Origin of the sequence: Moraxella sp. FZFQ2102 (genome assembly GCF_024137865.1) — a bacterium.
GTDB lineage: Bacteria > Pseudomonadota > Gammaproteobacteria > Pseudomonadales > Moraxellaceae > Moraxella.
The window spans coordinates 398,105-412,948 of sequence record NZ_CP099960.1 but is presented as its reverse complement, the minus strand read 5'-3'; the positions used below and the strand labels follow the sequence as shown (position 1 = coordinate 412,948).

At 45.3% G+C, this 14,844-nt stretch carries 14 protein-coding genes; 9 read left to right on the top strand and 5 right to left on the bottom strand.

Annotation, left to right across the window (positions count from 1 at the left end; all coding sequences use genetic code 11):
- The first annotated feature begins 65 nt into the window (after positions 1-65).
- Positions 66-788, top strand: coding sequence for a PAP2 family protein (locus NGM44_RS01905; protein ID WP_253223994.1), 723 nt, complete (start codon positions 66-68; stop codon positions 786-788).
- A gap of 82 nt (positions 789-870) precedes the next feature.
- On the opposite strand, the gene NGM44_RS01900 is transcribed toward NGM44_RS01905, so the two are convergent.
- A complete protein-coding gene (locus NGM44_RS01900) occupies positions 871-1,182 on the bottom strand; it encodes an AzlD domain-containing protein (protein ID WP_253223993.1) in 312 nt (103 codons plus the stop codon).
- A 47-nt stretch (positions 1,183-1,229) separates the two neighbouring features.
- Complete coding sequence (locus tag NGM44_RS01895) at positions 1,230-1,922, bottom strand: AzlC family ABC transporter permease (protein ID WP_253223992.1); 693 nt, start codon at positions 1,920-1,922, stop codon at positions 1,230-1,232.
- A 233-nt stretch (positions 1,923-2,155) separates the two neighbouring features.
- Between NGM44_RS01895 and NGM44_RS01890 the strand changes: the two genes are divergently transcribed.
- The 3 genes from NGM44_RS01890 to NGM44_RS01880 all read left to right on the top strand — a co-directional run bounded on the left by NGM44_RS01890 (position 2,156) and on the right by NGM44_RS01880 (position 4,780).
- Positions 2,156-3,118: a putative oxygenase MesX gene (locus NGM44_RS01890; RefSeq protein ID WP_253223991.1), complete on the top strand. Its 963-nt coding sequence runs from the start codon at positions 2,156-2,158 to the stop codon at positions 3,116-3,118.
- 57 nt (positions 3,119-3,175) lie between these two features.
- The gene (locus tag NGM44_RS01885; RefSeq protein WP_253223990.1) at positions 3,176-4,204 is read left to right on the top strand and encodes a methionine synthase; all 1,029 of its coding nucleotides are present in this window, start codon (positions 3,176-3,178) and stop codon (positions 4,202-4,204) included.
- A gap of 87 nt (positions 4,205-4,291) precedes the next feature.
- On the top strand, positions 4,292-4,780 hold the full coding sequence (locus tag NGM44_RS01880) for a flavin reductase (protein WP_253223989.1): 489 nt from the start codon (positions 4,292-4,294) through the stop codon (positions 4,778-4,780).
- 301 nt (positions 4,781-5,081) lie between these two features.
- Here the strand turns inward: NGM44_RS01880 and argS are convergent, their stop codons facing one another.
- From argS to NGM44_RS01865, 3 genes are all read right to left on the bottom strand, one after another.
- The gene (gene argS / locus NGM44_RS01875; RefSeq protein WP_253223988.1) at positions 5,082-6,809 is read right to left on the bottom strand and encodes an arginine--tRNA ligase; all 1,728 of its coding nucleotides are present in this window, start codon (positions 6,807-6,809) and stop codon (positions 5,082-5,084) included.
- A 115-nt stretch (positions 6,810-6,924) separates the two neighbouring features.
- The gene (gene nth / locus NGM44_RS01870; protein WP_253224599.1) at positions 6,925-7,572 is read right to left on the bottom strand and encodes an endonuclease III; all 648 of its coding nucleotides are present in this window, start codon (positions 7,570-7,572) and stop codon (positions 6,925-6,927) included.
- 146 nt (positions 7,573-7,718) lie between these two features.
- Positions 7,719-10,100, bottom strand: a complete 2,382-nt coding sequence (locus NGM44_RS01865) for an ATP-binding protein (RefSeq protein ID WP_253223987.1) — start codon at positions 10,098-10,100, stop codon at positions 7,719-7,721.
- Between the two features lie 233 nt (positions 10,101-10,333).
- On the opposite strand from NGM44_RS01865, the gene rsmG reads away from it, so the two are divergent.
- From rsmG to lpxK, 5 genes are all read left to right on the top strand, one after another.
- Positions 10,334-11,008 carry a 16S rRNA (guanine(527)-N(7))-methyltransferase RsmG gene (gene rsmG, locus NGM44_RS01860; protein ID WP_253223986.1) on the top strand — a complete coding sequence of 225 codons (675 nt, stop codon included), beginning with the start codon at positions 10,334-10,336 and terminating at the stop codon, positions 11,006-11,008.
- A 48-nt stretch (positions 11,009-11,056) separates the two neighbouring features.
- The gene (locus NGM44_RS01855; RefSeq protein WP_253223985.1) at positions 11,057-11,833 is read left to right on the top strand and encodes a ParA family protein; all 777 of its coding nucleotides are present in this window, start codon (positions 11,057-11,059) and stop codon (positions 11,831-11,833) included.
- Between the two features lie 8 nt (positions 11,834-11,841).
- Positions 11,842-12,369: a DUF4573 domain-containing protein gene (locus tag NGM44_RS01850; protein ID WP_253223984.1), complete on the top strand. Its 528-nt coding sequence runs from the start codon at positions 11,842-11,844 to the stop codon at positions 12,367-12,369.
- Between the two features lie 57 nt (positions 12,370-12,426).
- Entirely contained in the window at positions 12,427-13,461 is a 1,035-nt protein-coding gene (locus NGM44_RS01845; protein ID WP_253223983.1) for a ParB/RepB/Spo0J family partition protein, read from the top strand.
- A gap of 226 nt (positions 13,462-13,687) precedes the next feature.
- The gene (lpxK, locus tag NGM44_RS01840) at positions 13,688-14,797 is read left to right on the top strand and encodes a tetraacyldisaccharide 4'-kinase (RefSeq protein ID WP_253223982.1); all 1,110 of its coding nucleotides are present in this window, start codon (positions 13,688-13,690) and stop codon (positions 14,795-14,797) included.
- Positions 14,798-14,844 lie beyond the last annotated feature (47 nt).

Genomic DNA, 14,844 nt, shown 5'->3' with positions numbered 1-14,844 from the left:
TCCCTTTATTTTTCCAAACCCACCGCACAATCATTCGTATTAAGGGCGGTGGGGTGGGGTTTGTTATGCCGTATTTATCAAATAAACGCCTGCTTGTCGAGATGAGCATCGCTCTTGTCATGGCGATCGTTGCTGCGCTGACCCTTGAACATAGTCAGATTGATCTGATGGTCGCTGATTGGTTCTATCTGGGTATGGGGCATTGGATGGTTGCCAAGCAAGCTTTTTTGCCCGATTTACTGCTGTATTCTGGACTAAAAAAGCTACTGATGGCGATGCTGATTTACTTGCTGGTTGCGACCATTTACCGCGCTTATCATGAGAAAAAGGGCAATGCCATCACTGCCAAGTGGCTTGTCCCAGTGGCAAAATTTCGCGTGCGTGAGCTTGTGTATCTGGTGCTGACTTTGATTCTAGTGCCGACAGTTGTCGCGTCATTGAAGGCTTATACTCATGTGGTCTGCCCTGTGCATTTGACAATTTTTGATGGCACGCTGCCGTATTTGCCGATGCTTGATAGTATGCGTAACACTATTCCTGATAAGTGCTTTCCTGCGGCGCATGCCAGTAGCGGATTTGCGCTGTTTGCCTTTGCTTTTGTGCCAAGTTTGCGCCGCCGTCGTGGTGCGATCACCATCGCGGTGATGGCATTGGGCTGGGTGATGGGCTGCTATAAGATGATGATTGGCGATCATTTTTTGAGCCATTCGGTGGTGTCGATGATGCTTGCGTGGGCGATGTCGGCAGGGCTTGCGTGGGTGTTTTTTAAGAAGGGTGAACAAGTTTAATCGTTTAGAAAATTTTACAATAAAAAAGGGCGTGTTTTAAGCACCCCGTTTTTATCGATCTAATGGATTGATTTTCAAATCCTTATAAAATCACCTTATCCACCATTACACCGATCAAAAATCCCACCATGCCGATGATTACGCTCATGCCGGTATTGATCTTACGCATGGTGGCAATGATGGTGGTGATGATACCAAAGACGCTTGCAATGAGGGGGTTATGCTCAGTTGGCGCACTAAAAAATGGCAAAGCAAGCACCATCGTCATCGCCACGATAATCGCACCACCTAATGGTGCAAGTGGTGAATTTTCAGCAGTAAAAAAGCGAATGATCGGTGAGTTGTCCGATAATAAAAATGGCAAAGCGCGAGACAAAGCAGTCAAAATCGCCATTGCTGCAACCGAAATCACTAAAGTGGAAAAGTTAGCATTACTAAACATTATCGAATAAACCTGCTAATTATCAACTGCACCAACACCCCTGCAAATCCCGCCACCAACAGCGCAATTTCACCATGTCCAAACTGTGTACAAATCACCGCCACAATTGCAGACACAATCAGCGCAATGCGAAAGCGTGGCTCACTGATAAAAGCGTGCGTCGATAATGAAACAAACAGTGCAACAAATGCAAAATTCATCGTCGCGCTCATCGTCGGATAATTAGCAAGCAGCTTACCACCAAAAATCCCGACAATCGTCCCACCCCACCATGAGACCCAAGAGACGATAGCAAGTCCAATTAGCCATGGCTTTTGGCGGTCGATGTCTTTTAGCTTTGCCATCGCGGTTGCAAAGACTTCATCGGTAATCAGTGGTGCAATCCAAATCATACCATCACTGGATTTGAGATGGCGTTTCATCAGTGGTGCATACAGTAGATGCCGAGAGTCGAGCAGGGCGCACAGTCCGACCACTGCCGTCACACTCGCACCGCTCATGATGGATGCAAACAGCAGAAACTGGCTAGCCCCAGCATAAATAAACAGGCTCATCGCCACAATCACCCAAGTCGGAAACCCTGCTGCTGTCGTCGCCATACCAAAAGCAATCGCCACAGGGATATAACCTAAGGCAATAGGGAGAGCGGCTTGACAGCCTTGGATAAAGGCGGCGCGGTTGGATTGGGTCATAAATTAGGCTAAATAATCAGAGCTGGTTATGTAAAAACGCTTATTATAACTTAAATTCACTGTTTCTCAAGTAATTTTACCGCGCCAAATGTATTGAAAATAGTAGTGTGGCGTTATAAATTGAAAAATATTCATCTTTTTTCAAAAATATATCAATTGTATTCATGTTAAAAATGCGGTTTAATATGTCCTGTTCGAAATTCATCCAAATTCACAATGAAAATAGGTGCAATATGACCACATTAAGCTGCCAAGTCAAAACGCTAAAATTTGACGAAAATTATATCCCTGCCCAAAGTACGCGCTTGACCACCAACTTTGCCAACCTTGCGCGTGGTGATAATCGTAAAGAAAATCTACAAAATGTCATACGCATGATCGATAAGCGATTCAATGATTTGGCAAATTGGGATAATCCGACCGCCAACCGTTATAGCGTTGAGCTTGAGATCGTCTCAGCAGATATTGATGTCATCGGTGATGGTGAGTTTTTTCCAGCGATTGAGATGCTAAAAACCTATATCATCGACCACAAAACTGGCCAAAAAACAGATGGTATCGTCGGTAATAGCTTCTCATCTTATGTGCGCGATTATGATTTTAGCGTGCTACTGCGTGAGTATAATCAAGACAAACCGACTTTTAGCGTGCCAGATGATTATGGCGTACTGCATGGCGAGCTTTTTAAACAAATCTTAACATCAGATGCTTATACAGCGAAATTTAAAAAAGCCCCAGTGATTTGCCTAAGTGTCTCAACCACTAAGACTTATCATCGCACAACCAATGTACATCCGATTTTGGGCGTGGAATATCAGCAAGAAGCTGATTCATTGACCGACGAATATTTTGATAAGATGGGCTTAAAGGTTCGTTATTTTATGCCACCAAAATCTGTCGCGCCATTTGCATTTTATCATGCAGGTGATCTATTAAATGATTATAGCAATCTTGAATTGATCAGCACCATCGCAACGATGGAAGCATTCCAAAAAATCTATCGCCCTGAGATTTATAATGCCAATTCGGTGGCGGGTGAAGTCTATACACCAAGCTTGACTTACGAAGATTATTCTTTAACAAAAGTAGAATATGACCGCGTTGAGCGTACCGAACTTGCCATTAAGCAAGGTGAGTATACCCAAGAGCATTTCATCAAGCCTTATGCAGATATTTTGGCAAAATTCGTTCAGTGATTGTGGTATATTAGATTAAGTATTTGAAATTAAACAAATTTATAAAGGCAATATATCATGAGCAAACTATTATTACCAACATCAACCGCAGGCAGCTTGCCAAAACCTGTATGGCTTGCCGAGCCTGAAAAACTGTGGTCGCCGTGGAAACTGTCGGGCGATGCACTGCGTGAGGCCAAGCAAGATGCACTATTGGTATCACTCCAAGAGCAAATCAGTGCAGGCATTGATATCGTCAGCGATGGCGAGCAGACACGCCAGCATTTTGTGACGACATTCATCGAGCATCTAGACGGTGTGGATTTTAATCAGCGAGAAACCGTGCGTATCCGCAACCGCTATGATGCCAGCGTGCCGACAGTTGTCGGTGCGGTGTCTCGTCCAAAGTCGGTATTCGTCGATGATGCCAAATTTTTGCGTCAGCATACTGATAAGCCGATCAAATGGGCATTGCCAGGGCCGATGACCATGATTGATACTTTGTATGATGCGCATTATAAAAGCCGTGAGAAATTGGCATGGGAATTTGCAAAAATTCTTAACGAAGAAGCCAAAGAACTGGAAGCTTGTGGCGTGGATATTATCCAGTTTGATGAGCCAGCTTTTAATGTATTTTTTGATGAATTAAATGATTGGGGCGTAGCAGCACTTGAGCGTGCCATCGAAGGGCTGAAGTGTGAAACCGCCGTACACATCTGCTATGGCTATGGTATTGAAGCGAATAACGACTGGAAAAAAACGCTGGGCAGTGAATGGCGACAGTACGAAGAAAGCTTCCCGAAGCTTCAGCAATCAAACATTGACATCGTCTCGCTTGAGTGTCAAAATTCGCGCGTGCCGATGGATTTGATTGAGCTGTTGCGTGGTAAAAAAGTCATGGTGGGTGCGATCGATGTGGCGACCAATGCGATAGAGACGCCTGAAGCGGTGGCGGATACTTTGCGTAAAGCTTTGCAATTTGTCGATGCGGACAAGCTGTATCCTTGCACCAACTGCGGCATGGCGCCTCTATCTCGCTCTGTGGCTCGCGGCAAGCTTGAAGCACTCGCAGCAGGGGCGGCACTGGTGCGTGCTGAACTGTCTTAAGCGATTTGCAGAATAATTCAATCAAATAGCAAAAGTTGGGAGTAATCCTGACTTTTGCTCAAATTTTTTATAAATATAAGTGAAGCAATGATTACAAATACAGAATTTAGAAATGCGATGTCCAAGCTTGTCAGCGCTGTACATATCGTCACCACCGATGGCAAATCGGGTCGGCATGGTTTTACCGCATCGGCGGTGTGCAGTGTTACCGATACGCCGCCGACTTTGCTTGTGTGCATGAACGGCAATGCGCGCTCGTATGAGCATTTTGTCGAAAATCAGGTGCTGTGCGTCAATACTTTGAGCGAGCGCCAAGCGGATTTATCGGGTGTGTTTGCATCGCCTTTGACTGCCGATGAGCGATTTGCCAAGGCAGGGTGGACGATGCTTGCCACAGGTTCGCCAGTTTTGTGCGATAGCTTGGTGAGCTTTGATTGTCAGATTGACGAGATCAAAACCGTCGGCACGCACAGTATTTTTATCTGTAAAATCATTGCCGTTAAGTCAGGTGATGGTACAGCAAAGGGCTTGGCTTATTGTGATCGCGCGTATCATTCGGTGGTGGCGCAAGGGTAGTGGATTGTTTTTCCGATAAGGTCAAATCGTTATCTTGGAATGATAAAAGGGCGTTATTGATACGCCCTTAATTTTATTTAATTTTATTTAAATTTATAGAAATTATTTGAATAAATAAAAATTTAGGGGGTGCTATATGCTTCAATTGAATGCAGATGTTTGAATTTTATGATAATTTTGGCAAAATTTCTTTGAGAATTGGACACATCAGAATCTTAATGGTGCGAACAGCTGATTTAAATAATATCTTAATCATTTAAAAAAGTGGGGTGTATATAACACACCCCGCAACATCATTAAATCACATCTTTTCAACAGTCTTAATGCCAAGCAAATCCAAACCTTGTTTTAAGGTTTTGGCGGTCAGATTTGCCAATAGTAAGCGACTGGTTTTGGTTGCTTCGTCCGCTGATAGAATCGGGCAGGCTTCATAAAAGCCTGAGAACACCCCCGCCAATTCAAACAGATATTGGCACAATAAATGTGGCAAGCCATCTTTGGCAACGGACAATAGCACTTCTTCAAATTGCAATAGTTTCACCGCCAATGCGCGCTCTTTATCATCGCTGATGGTGATGTCGCCCGTTAAGCTGTTGCCATCGATGCCAGCTTTGGCGAAGATTGAGCGGATGCGCGTGTAGGCATATTGCATATATGGCGCGGTATTGCCTTCGAACGACAGCATATTATCCCAATCAAACACATAGTCAGTGTTGCGGTTTTTTGACAAATCGGCATATTTCACCGCACCGATGGCGACGGCGTTGATGACCGCTTGTTTTTCGCTGTCGGTCAAATCAGGGTTTTTCTCATTGATCAGCACGGTGGCGCGCTCGATGGCTTCGTCCAGTAGATCGTTAAGTTTTACTGTACCGCCTGTACGGGTTTTGAAGGGTTTGCCATCTTTGCCAAGCATCATGCCGAAAGTGAAGTGCTCAAGGCTGAATGACTCAGGCACAAAGCCAGCTTTTCGAGTGATGAGCCAAGCCTGTGCCATGTGCTGTGCTTGACGAGCATCGGTAAAGACCAATGCACGATCGCCTTGCAAGGTCTCATAGCGGTACTTGGCAGCGGCGATATCGGTGGTGGTATATAAATAGCCGCCGTCTTTTTTCTGAATGATGACACCCATTGGCTCGCCGTCTTTGTTTTTAAATTCATCTAAAAATACAACAACAGCGCCATCATCTTCAACTGCCAAGCCTTGATCCTTGAGTGCTTGCACAACTTGTGGTAGCATTGGGTTATACAGGCTTTCACCCATGACATCATTTGGCGTTAAAGTCACATTCATGCGATCATAAGTCGCTTGGCATTGGGTCATGGTGATATCGACAAGCTTACGCCACATTGACAAGCAATACTCATCGCCACTTTGTAGCTTGACCACATAATTGCGCGATTTCTCAGCAAAGGCCTCATCGTTATCATAGTTTAATTTCGCTTGACGATAAAACTCTTCGATGTCGGATAGATCCATATCGGTGGCGTTTTCGTTTTGCATTTTTTCAAGATAAGCGATCAGCATACCAAACTGCGTGCCCCAGTCGCCGACATGGTTGGCGCGGATGACGGTATTGCCCAGAAACTCAAGTGTACGCACGACACTGTCACCGATGATGGTCGAGCGTAGATGACCGACATGCATTTCTTTGGCGACATTTGGCGATGAATAATCGACGACGACGCGCTGATTTTGGGTGGTGTTTACGCCAAGTTTGTCATTGCTATTGGCAGCATTGGCACTGTTTGCAATCCAATCATTTTTTAAGAAAATATTGATAAAACCCGCACCTGCGATTTCAGTTTTGTCAGCGATTTCGCTAAGGTCTAGGTGATCTAATACGCTTTGGGCGAATTCACGAGGATTTTTGCCCAGTTTTTTGGCAGCGCCCATGATACCATTGGCTTGATAATCACCAAATTGTGGCTTGCCTGACTGACGCACCAAGGCTTGCGCATCTTCGCTTGCGCCCGCTGCGATCATCGCTTGATAGACTTTATCATTTAATAATTGTTGAATATTCATAATTGACCGTCAAATTGTCTAAAAATCTGTATAAAAATTCGCCCAGAAAAACGGCATATAATAACAAATTTTTGCTAAAAAAGCTTGGGTTTTTGGAAGGAAAAAGCGGCAAAGCTCAGTCAATCTGTGCCCATTTTTCCTTATCTTTAAACATACATTCATCAAACACCACGCACGCACCGCACTTAGGGCTGCGCGCCATACAAGTGTAGCGGCCGTGCAGGATCAGATAATGGTGCGCATCGACCAGATACTGCGTCGGAATGCGTTTCATCAGTGCTTTTTCGACCGCTAGGACAGTTTTGCCAGTGGCAAGCCCCGTGCGATTACCAACGCGAAAAATGTGTGTATCTACCGCCATCACAGGCTGACCGAATGCGGTATTTAACACGACATTGGCAGTCTTGCGACCCACGCCCGCCAAGGCTTCAAGCTCGGCTCGAGTACGGGGTACTTGCCCGCCATGCTTATCAAGCAAATCTTGGCAAGTTTTGATCACATTGGTGGCTTTTGAATTATATAAGCCGATGGAGCTAATATAAGATTTTAGACCATCCAAACCTAGATCAAGTATCGCTTGTGGTGTATTTGCCACTTTAAATAGCTTATCGGTAGCGATGTTCACGCTTTTATCTGTGGCTTGGGCTGAGAGCATCACCGCGATCAATAGCTCAAAGTCGCTCGAATAATTCAGCTCAGTGACAGGTTCTTTGATATGCTTGGCAAGCTTTTGAAAAAATGATACACGCTTTGGTTCGCTCATTGGGCGTGATGGCGGCGTATCGGCGGTTTTTGCTGTGGCAAGCTTACTGGTTTTGCCGGCTTTGACAGCGCTTAGGGTTTTTGATTTTGTCATAATTTACTAAATAATCAATGGCAATTATTCATCATATTATTGATAAAGATAGATTATTTTTTCTTCATATCTTTATCGGATTTATCATCGTCATCATCTTCCCATGATGCTAAGCGTTTGGCGATTTTACCAAACAGCGTGGTTTTCTTATATTCACCATTTTTGTTCTTATCATCGACCGCCATGCCGGTGAGCAGGGTGAGTGCTTGGCGGATGTCGTCGATGGCATAGATGGCGAATTGATCGGCAGCGCAGGCAGCGACGATGTCATCTCTGAGCATGAGCTGATCAAGGTTTGTGCGTGGCAGAATAACCCCTTGTGTGCCATCAAGTCCTTTTTCGACACAAGCATCAAAAAAGCCTGCGATCTTGGCATTCACGCCACCGACCGCTTGCGCTTGTCCCAGCTGATTCATCGAGCCTGTAATGGCAAGATTTTGGGCAATCGGCACATCGGCAAGCGCAGATAACAGCGCGCAGCACTCAGCCAGTGTGGCACTGTCGCCATCGATATGTGCATAACTTTGTTCAAACGCCAGTGATGCACTGAAGTTCAATTCATGAAATTCACTAAACAATGAGCGCAGAAAACTTGACATGATCAGCATTCCTTTGGCGTGCAGACTACCACCAAGTTCGACATCTCGCTCGATATCTAGGATTTCGCCATGACCGAAATTCGGCTGAATCAATGCCGTCAAGCGCGCAGGCAGACCAAACTCACTGTCAGCATAGCTAATGACCGTTAGGGCGTTGATTTGCCCTGTGGCGCGCCCTGTGGTGCTGATGATTTGCTGACCGTTTTCGATCTCTTGCCAGTACAGCTCTTGTAGGTAGCTTGTGCGCTCAAACATATCAGCAAGTGCAGATTTGACATGGTTTGCACCAACCATTTTATCGCCGTTCATCATCGCGATACGCGCCGATTCGACCATCAGTGCAGATAAGCGATTGGCGTGTAGATCAAGCTTATTTTTGTCATCGGCAAGCTTAGATAACTCATCGATAATCGCTGCCATCGCAGTATTATCAAAGTGCGGCAGTTCATAGCCTTTGACCATGTCCACCATCTTACACACCAGTCCTGTTTCGCTCTCGGCGGTGCGCGCGATGGTATCGTGAAAATCAGCACGAATTTTAAACACTGAATTAAATTCAGGTTCAAATTCTAATAATTCATAATAAAGATCAGCTTCACCAAGCAAGATGACTTTGACATCCAAATCGACGCTGTCAGGCTCAAGTGACAGACTGCCTGTCAAGGTGAGCATCTGCTCAAGGCTTGAGATTTTGATTTGCTTGGACTGTAGTGCGCGCTTGAGCCCTTGCCATGCATAAGGATGCTCAAGTAGGCTTTGCGCTTCAAGCAGCAAAAATCCGCCATTTGCCTTGTGCAGCGCACCTGCGCGAATCATGCTGACATCGGTCAGTACCGTGCCAAGCTCTGTGGTGTATTCGATATGACCAAGTAAGTTCAAATGCGTCGGCAAATCTTCAAAAACAATCGGCGCACCTGTTCCTGCCTTATGACTCACCAGTACATTGACCGCATAGCGGCTCGGCACATCTGACAGCACCGCAGGGACGAAATCTTCATCATCTTCATTGATGATGCGTGCGATATTTTTGACCATGTCATCGCGCATGGCGTGCAAGTGGCGGATGGCTTTTGGAAAATCTTTAAACGCTGTCAAGACAGGGCGAAACATCGGCTCAAGCACTTTTTCTGCTGTGCTTTGGTGCAGCTTATCAAGTGCGTCATGCGTCGCATCTTCCAGATCTTCTAGCTCAAGCTGTGCATTGGCAAGCTGTTTTTGTAGCTTGGCAAGTGCATCGGTGTCAATGGGTTTATGCTCATCGATGGCGACAAACTGCGTACGACCATCAGCAGATGATTTTAAGATTAAGTTAAAATTCACCGCCTTGGCATTGATCGCGGCAAAGCGTTCATTCTGGGCAATGGTGATGTTATTTTTGATAGCGTCAATGTGGCTTTGGTGGGTGTCGCCAAGCAATTTGGCGGCCAATTTTTTCTTCGCCATCTGCCATAGTTTGTGCGTCTTTGATTGAAAGCTTGCCGCCAATCCTGCCGGAAAATCAATGGCAATTGGACGGCGCGAATCAGCAAAATTATGCACATAAACCCAGTCATTGGGCGTCGGCATGGCTTTGGCGCGCTCGGATAATAGACGCGTGATCAGCGTGCGTTTGCCCAAGCCATTTTCACCGACGGCGAACACATGATAGCCATTAGCGCGAATATCAAGCGCGGTGTTGATCGCTTTGATGGCGCGTTTTTGTCCAAAGTCAATGGCAGGCTTTGGTAGTTTTACTCGGCTATTTTTGGGTAGGCTCTCGGGATTGGTGTAGCGTTTGAGCGCGCTGATTTCTAGCTTATGAGAGTTTAGTAAATTTTGATAATCTTCGGGTTTCATAAATCGTTGTGGTGTTTTTAAATTCTGGTGATGGTCAGGTGGGGTTTATAAAACTAAATAAATAATTTTATAAAAATACACAATCTAAGTAAAAATTTCACAAAATATCGCCAAAGCACCAACATTTTGTCAAAAACTTGCACACTGCCATCAAAAAGGCTATTTTAGCAGATTAAAGCATGATAAAATAGGGTAGTTTTTACTTTCATTTTTCTTTGCTGTTTTGGATGACGATGACTGTCAAATTTTCAAAAATTTCGCACAAAGCTGACACCTTCGCTGCCGCTATCAAGGACGCTGCCGCAAGCCTTGGTATCGCGCTTAATGATGACAAGACTTTGCAGATTTTGCGCTATTTGGATGGACTGTTGCTGTGGGGCAAGGCGTATAATTTGACTGCGATCACCGATCCTGATGATGCGCTGATTAAGCATATTTTTGACTGCATGGCGATTATTCCTGATTTGCCGTTTGCTGAGCGTGCAGGCGTCAAGTTGCTTGACATCGGCACAGGCGCAGGCTTGCCATCGGTGATTATCGCCATCATTCGTGATGATTGGCAAGTGGATGCGCTGGATAGTAACTCTAAGAAAATCCGCTTTATTCGTCAGATCGCCAGTGAAATCGGACTTAAAAATATCACGCCGATCGCAAGCCGTATCGAGCATCACCACGAGGATAAGTCACAAGCTTATGATGTGATCACATCGCGAGCTTTTGCAAGTCTTAGTGACTTTGTAAAACTTGCTGAGCCTTGTCTTACCGATAATGGTATGCTGTATGCGATGAAAGGCAAAGTGCCAAGCGATGATGAAAAGCAAGGCTTGGATGCATGGCAAATTAGCGTAAAAACCATTCAAGTGCCAAAGCTTAATGATGATCGCTGCGTGGTGTATTTGAACCGCTAATTTTGTAAAATTTTTTATTTAATTTATAAGTATTATTTTAGGTTTATTATGGATATTATCGCAATTGCCAACCAAAAAGGCGGCGTTGGCAAAACCACGACCACGGTTAATTTGGCGTCTGCTCTGGCACTGATTGCCAAGAAAAAAGTGCTGATGATTGATTTGGATTCGCAAGGCAATGCCACCACCAGTGTTGGCTTGGACAAAAATGCCTTGGAATACACCATGGCGGATGTGCTACTAGATGGCGTGGCGTTGGCAGATGCGATCATCACGACCGAAACAGGGCTTGATGTCATTGGTGCAAACCGTGATTTGGCGGGCATCGATGTGTCATTGGCAGGGGTGAGTGATGCGCCGTTTTTGTTAAAGCAAGCCTTAGAACAAGCACAAAAAGACGGCAAGCTTGATTATGATTTTATCATCATGGACTGCGCGCCTAGCCTAAGCATGATTACGGTCAATGCCTTTGCGGCGACTGATGGCGTCATCATTCCGATGCAGTGCGAATACTATGCACTAGAAGGGGTGGCGGATCTCATCGCAACCATTGAGAAGTTAAAATCTATCAATGACAAGCTGCACATTCGCGGCGTGGTGCGCACTTTGTTTGATAACCGCAATACCTTGGCGCAAGATGTCTCGGCTGAGCTTATCAAGCACTTTGGCGATTTGGTATACCAAACCAGCATTCCGCGCAATATTCGCCTTGCTGAAGCGCCAAGTTTTGGACAGTCGATTTTTGGCTATGAAAAATCATCCAAAGGCGCGATCGCTTATCATATGCTGATGAATGAAGTGCTGACACAGACGGCAGCTCGATAGGATAGAGCATGTCAAAAAAACGCGGATTGGGGTCAAATCGGGGCTTGGACAGCTTGCTTGCCAATATTCAAGCGGGGCGACAGCTCAATGAAGTGGTGAAAGATGTGCACCACGCCACGCCAGCGCTTGCCAAAAAATCAAGCGAAAAAGGGCTTGACACACTCATTCCAAAGGCGCAAACTGCCCCAGTTAAACCAGTTAAACCAGTTAAACCAGTTAAACCAGTTAAACCAGTTAAACCAGTTAAACCAGTTGAACCAGTTGAACCAGTTGAACCAGTTGAACCAGTTGAACCAGTTGAACCAGTTGAACCAGTTGAACCAGTTGAACCAGTTGAACCAGTTGAACCAGTTGAACCAGTTGAACCAGTTGAACCAGTTGAACCAGTTGAACCAGTTGAACCAGTTGAACCAGTTGAACCAGTTGAACCAGTTGAACCAGTTGAACCAGTTGAACCGCCGATGATTTCACTGTCGGCGTATGAGCAGCGCGAGATTAAGCGGTTTTGGCAATTTGGCTTAATGGATGCCGAATAGGGCGATCGGCTAGTTTAATAGATTTTGTAAAGATTTTAAAAAGTAGGCTTAGATATCATGACAAAAAAGCGTGGATTGGGCAGTAGCCGTGGATTGGACGCACTTCTTGGTAGTATCAATGCGGAGAAAAAAATCATCGCAGACACACACACGCCAAGCCATGAGCCTGCACCTGTCAGCACGCCATCTGAGCCTGTCAAGTCAGCCCAAAAGGCAAGCAAGGACAAAGCCAAAAAGACAACCAAATCCGCCATCGATAATCAAGCGGATAAAGTCGTCGCCCAAGATGGCGAAAAAGTGGCGCTGGTACAAATCGCCACCAACCGCCTGCAATCAGGCAAATATCAACCACGCCGCGATATGAACGAAGATGCGCTGAATGAATTGGCATCATCCATCAAGCAGCACGGCGTGATGCAGCCGATCGTTATCCGTCCGCTATTGAGTGATGAAGATAAGACAAGCGACACGGTTACGCATGAGATCATCGCAGGTGAGCGTCGTTGGCGCGCAGCGAAATTGGCGGGGCTTGAGAGCATTCCCGCCATTGAGCGCGTCTTGTCTGATGAGATTGCTATTGCACTGGCTTTGATTGAAAATATCCAGCGTGAAGATCTTAATGTGCTTGAGCAAGCAGCGGCATTACAAAGATTTCATACCGAATTTGGCATGAGCCATGCAATGATCGCATCTGTGGTAGGCAAGGCGCGCACCACGGTCTCAAACCTACTTCGCCTAAATCATCTACATGATGAAGTCAAACAATACATCCTAGATGGTGCGATGGATATGGGTCATGCCCGTGCATTGTTATCACTATCAGATGCGCAGCAGCCCATTATCGCCAAAAAAATCGTCGATGGTAACATGACCGTGCGTGATGCTGAGCGATTGGTCAAATCCATCCTAGATCCTGAACCAAAAGTCGCCACACAGCCAGATCACGAAATTCTTGCCCTAAGCCAACAAATCTCAGATGCGCTTGGTGCAACAGTGAAGCTTAAACAAGGCAAAGATGGCAAAGGCAGTGTGGAAATTTTCTTTTATAGCCATGATGAGCTAAATGAGCTGATTGCTAAATTAAGTCAGTGACTTGGTTTATAAAAAGTAGTCTATAAAAAGTAGGGTGCGTTATACGCACCAAGGCGATAAAAGTATTTGATTTTAAAGAAATAATTTTCACGAACTTTTTGATAAAATCGATGCATCTTGTACTTTAACAGTGCGCTCGGTGTATCCTACGGTAAACTCTATAAAAGACAATTGCAAAACCCGTTAAATCATCAAATTAACCATCCAACCCAAAAAGCGATTTGTCATGAAAAAAGCCGAACTAACACTGACAACAGCATGGCAAAATAAATCGCCATATCTAAGTCTATTAAGTCCTTTATCTGCCCTGTATGGCGCGGTGAGTTCTGCGCGTAAGTCCTTGTATCATAAGAATATTTTCGATATGTATCGCGCACCAGTACCAGTTTTGGTGATTGGTAATATCACTGTCGGTGGCAGTGGCAAAACACCGCTGATCATCACCATGCTTGAATATCTGCTTGCTAAAGGCGTGCAAGTGGGTGTCATCAGCCGCGGCTATGGTGGCGATAGTAGCCAAATGCCGCGCATGGTAATGCCTGATAGTGCGCCTGATCAGGTTGGTGATGAGCCTTGCCTAATTGTCCAAAGTATTTTTGCCAAGACGGGTGATGTCGTTCCTATGGTGGTGGGTGCAAATCGTAAAGCTGCCATCGAATTATTGCTAAGTACCCACCTGAATGTCAGCCTAATCATCAGCGATGATGGCTTACAGCATTATGCACTGCATCGCGATGTCGAGTGGATCGTCGTCGATGCTGCGCGTGGCTTTGGTAATGGCAAGCTGTTGCCACAAGGCTTATTGCGCGAGCCGATCAGTCGCCTTGATGGTGCGACCATTGTCTATCATGATGCGCGCTTGGCAAGTTTCACAGGTGAATTTTCAACCGCGCATTATAGCCTAGATGAGAAATTTACCAGTCCAGCTTACTACAGTGCAGATGATTTGACCATGTATCTTCGCCCATCAGAGCTTGTGCCATTATTGCCTAATTCTACAAAAAAACCACCGCAAGCAAGCGATCGTATTTATGCCATCAGTGGTATCGGCTATCCTAAGCGGTTTTTTGATACGCTTGGTGAATTGGGCTTTGATGTCGTACCGGTGGCGTTTGGCGATCATCATCAGTTTGTTTTGGCTGATGTGGTTGATTTTGCTGATTTGCCGATTATTATTACAGCAAAAGACGCGGTGAAATTACGCACCCTTGCCAAAGAACAAATGCATCCGATTTTTGAGAATATCTGGGTGCTGCCTGTATCAGCGCAATTATCGCAAGCGGCATATCAGCAGATGGATGCATTGATTGAGCGATTTGAATTAATCAACCAATAATAATTTAGCTAAAATCGTGCGGTATTCACATCAATGTACCAAAAGCA

What these genes read in the sequence shown, in the direction of transcription:
- NGM44_RS01850 (WP_253223984.1), top strand. Translation starts at nt 11,842, where the DNA reads ATGTCAAAAAAACGCGGATTGGGGTCAAATCGGGGCTTGGACAGCTTG.
- NGM44_RS01890 (WP_253223991.1), top strand. Translation starts at nt 2,156, where the DNA reads ATGACCACATTAAGCTGCCAAGTCAAAACGCTAAAATTTGACGAAAAT.
- NGM44_RS01905 (WP_253223994.1), top strand. Translation starts at nt 66, where the DNA reads ATGCCGTATTTATCAAATAAACGCCTGCTTGTCGAGATGAGCATCGCT.
- NGM44_RS01855 (WP_253223985.1), top strand. Translation starts at nt 11,057, where the DNA reads ATGGATATTATCGCAATTGCCAACCAAAAAGGCGGCGTTGGCAAAACC.
- lpxK (WP_253223982.1), top strand. Translation starts at nt 13,688, where the DNA reads ATGAAAAAAGCCGAACTAACACTGACAACAGCATGGCAAAATAAATCG.
- NGM44_RS01880 (WP_253223989.1), top strand. Translation starts at nt 4,292, where the DNA reads ATGATTACAAATACAGAATTTAGAAATGCGATGTCCAAGCTTGTCAGC.
- NGM44_RS01865 (WP_253223987.1), bottom strand. Translation starts at nt 10,100, where the DNA reads ATGAAACCCGAAGATTATCAAAATTTACTAAACTCTCATAAGCTAGAA.
- rsmG (WP_253223986.1), top strand. Translation starts at nt 10,334, where the DNA reads ATGACTGTCAAATTTTCAAAAATTTCGCACAAAGCTGACACCTTCGCT.
- NGM44_RS01900 (WP_253223993.1), bottom strand. Translation starts at nt 1,182, where the DNA reads ATGGCGATTTTGACTGCTTTGTCTCGCGCTTTGCCATTTTTATTATCG.
- NGM44_RS01885 (WP_253223990.1), top strand. Translation starts at nt 3,176, where the DNA reads ATGAGCAAACTATTATTACCAACATCAACCGCAGGCAGCTTGCCAAAA.
- argS (WP_253223988.1), bottom strand. Translation starts at nt 6,809, where the DNA reads ATGAATATTCAACAATTATTAAATGATAAAGTCTATCAAGCGATGATC.
- NGM44_RS01895 (WP_253223992.1), bottom strand. Translation starts at nt 1,922, where the DNA reads ATGACCCAATCCAACCGCGCCGCCTTTATCCAAGGCTGTCAAGCCGCT.
- nth (WP_253224599.1), bottom strand. Translation starts at nt 7,572, where the DNA reads ATGAGCGAACCAAAGCGTGTATCATTTTTTCAAAAGCTTGCCAAGCAT.
- NGM44_RS01845 (WP_253223983.1), top strand. Translation starts at nt 12,427, where the DNA reads ATGACAAAAAAGCGTGGATTGGGCAGTAGCCGTGGATTGGACGCACTT.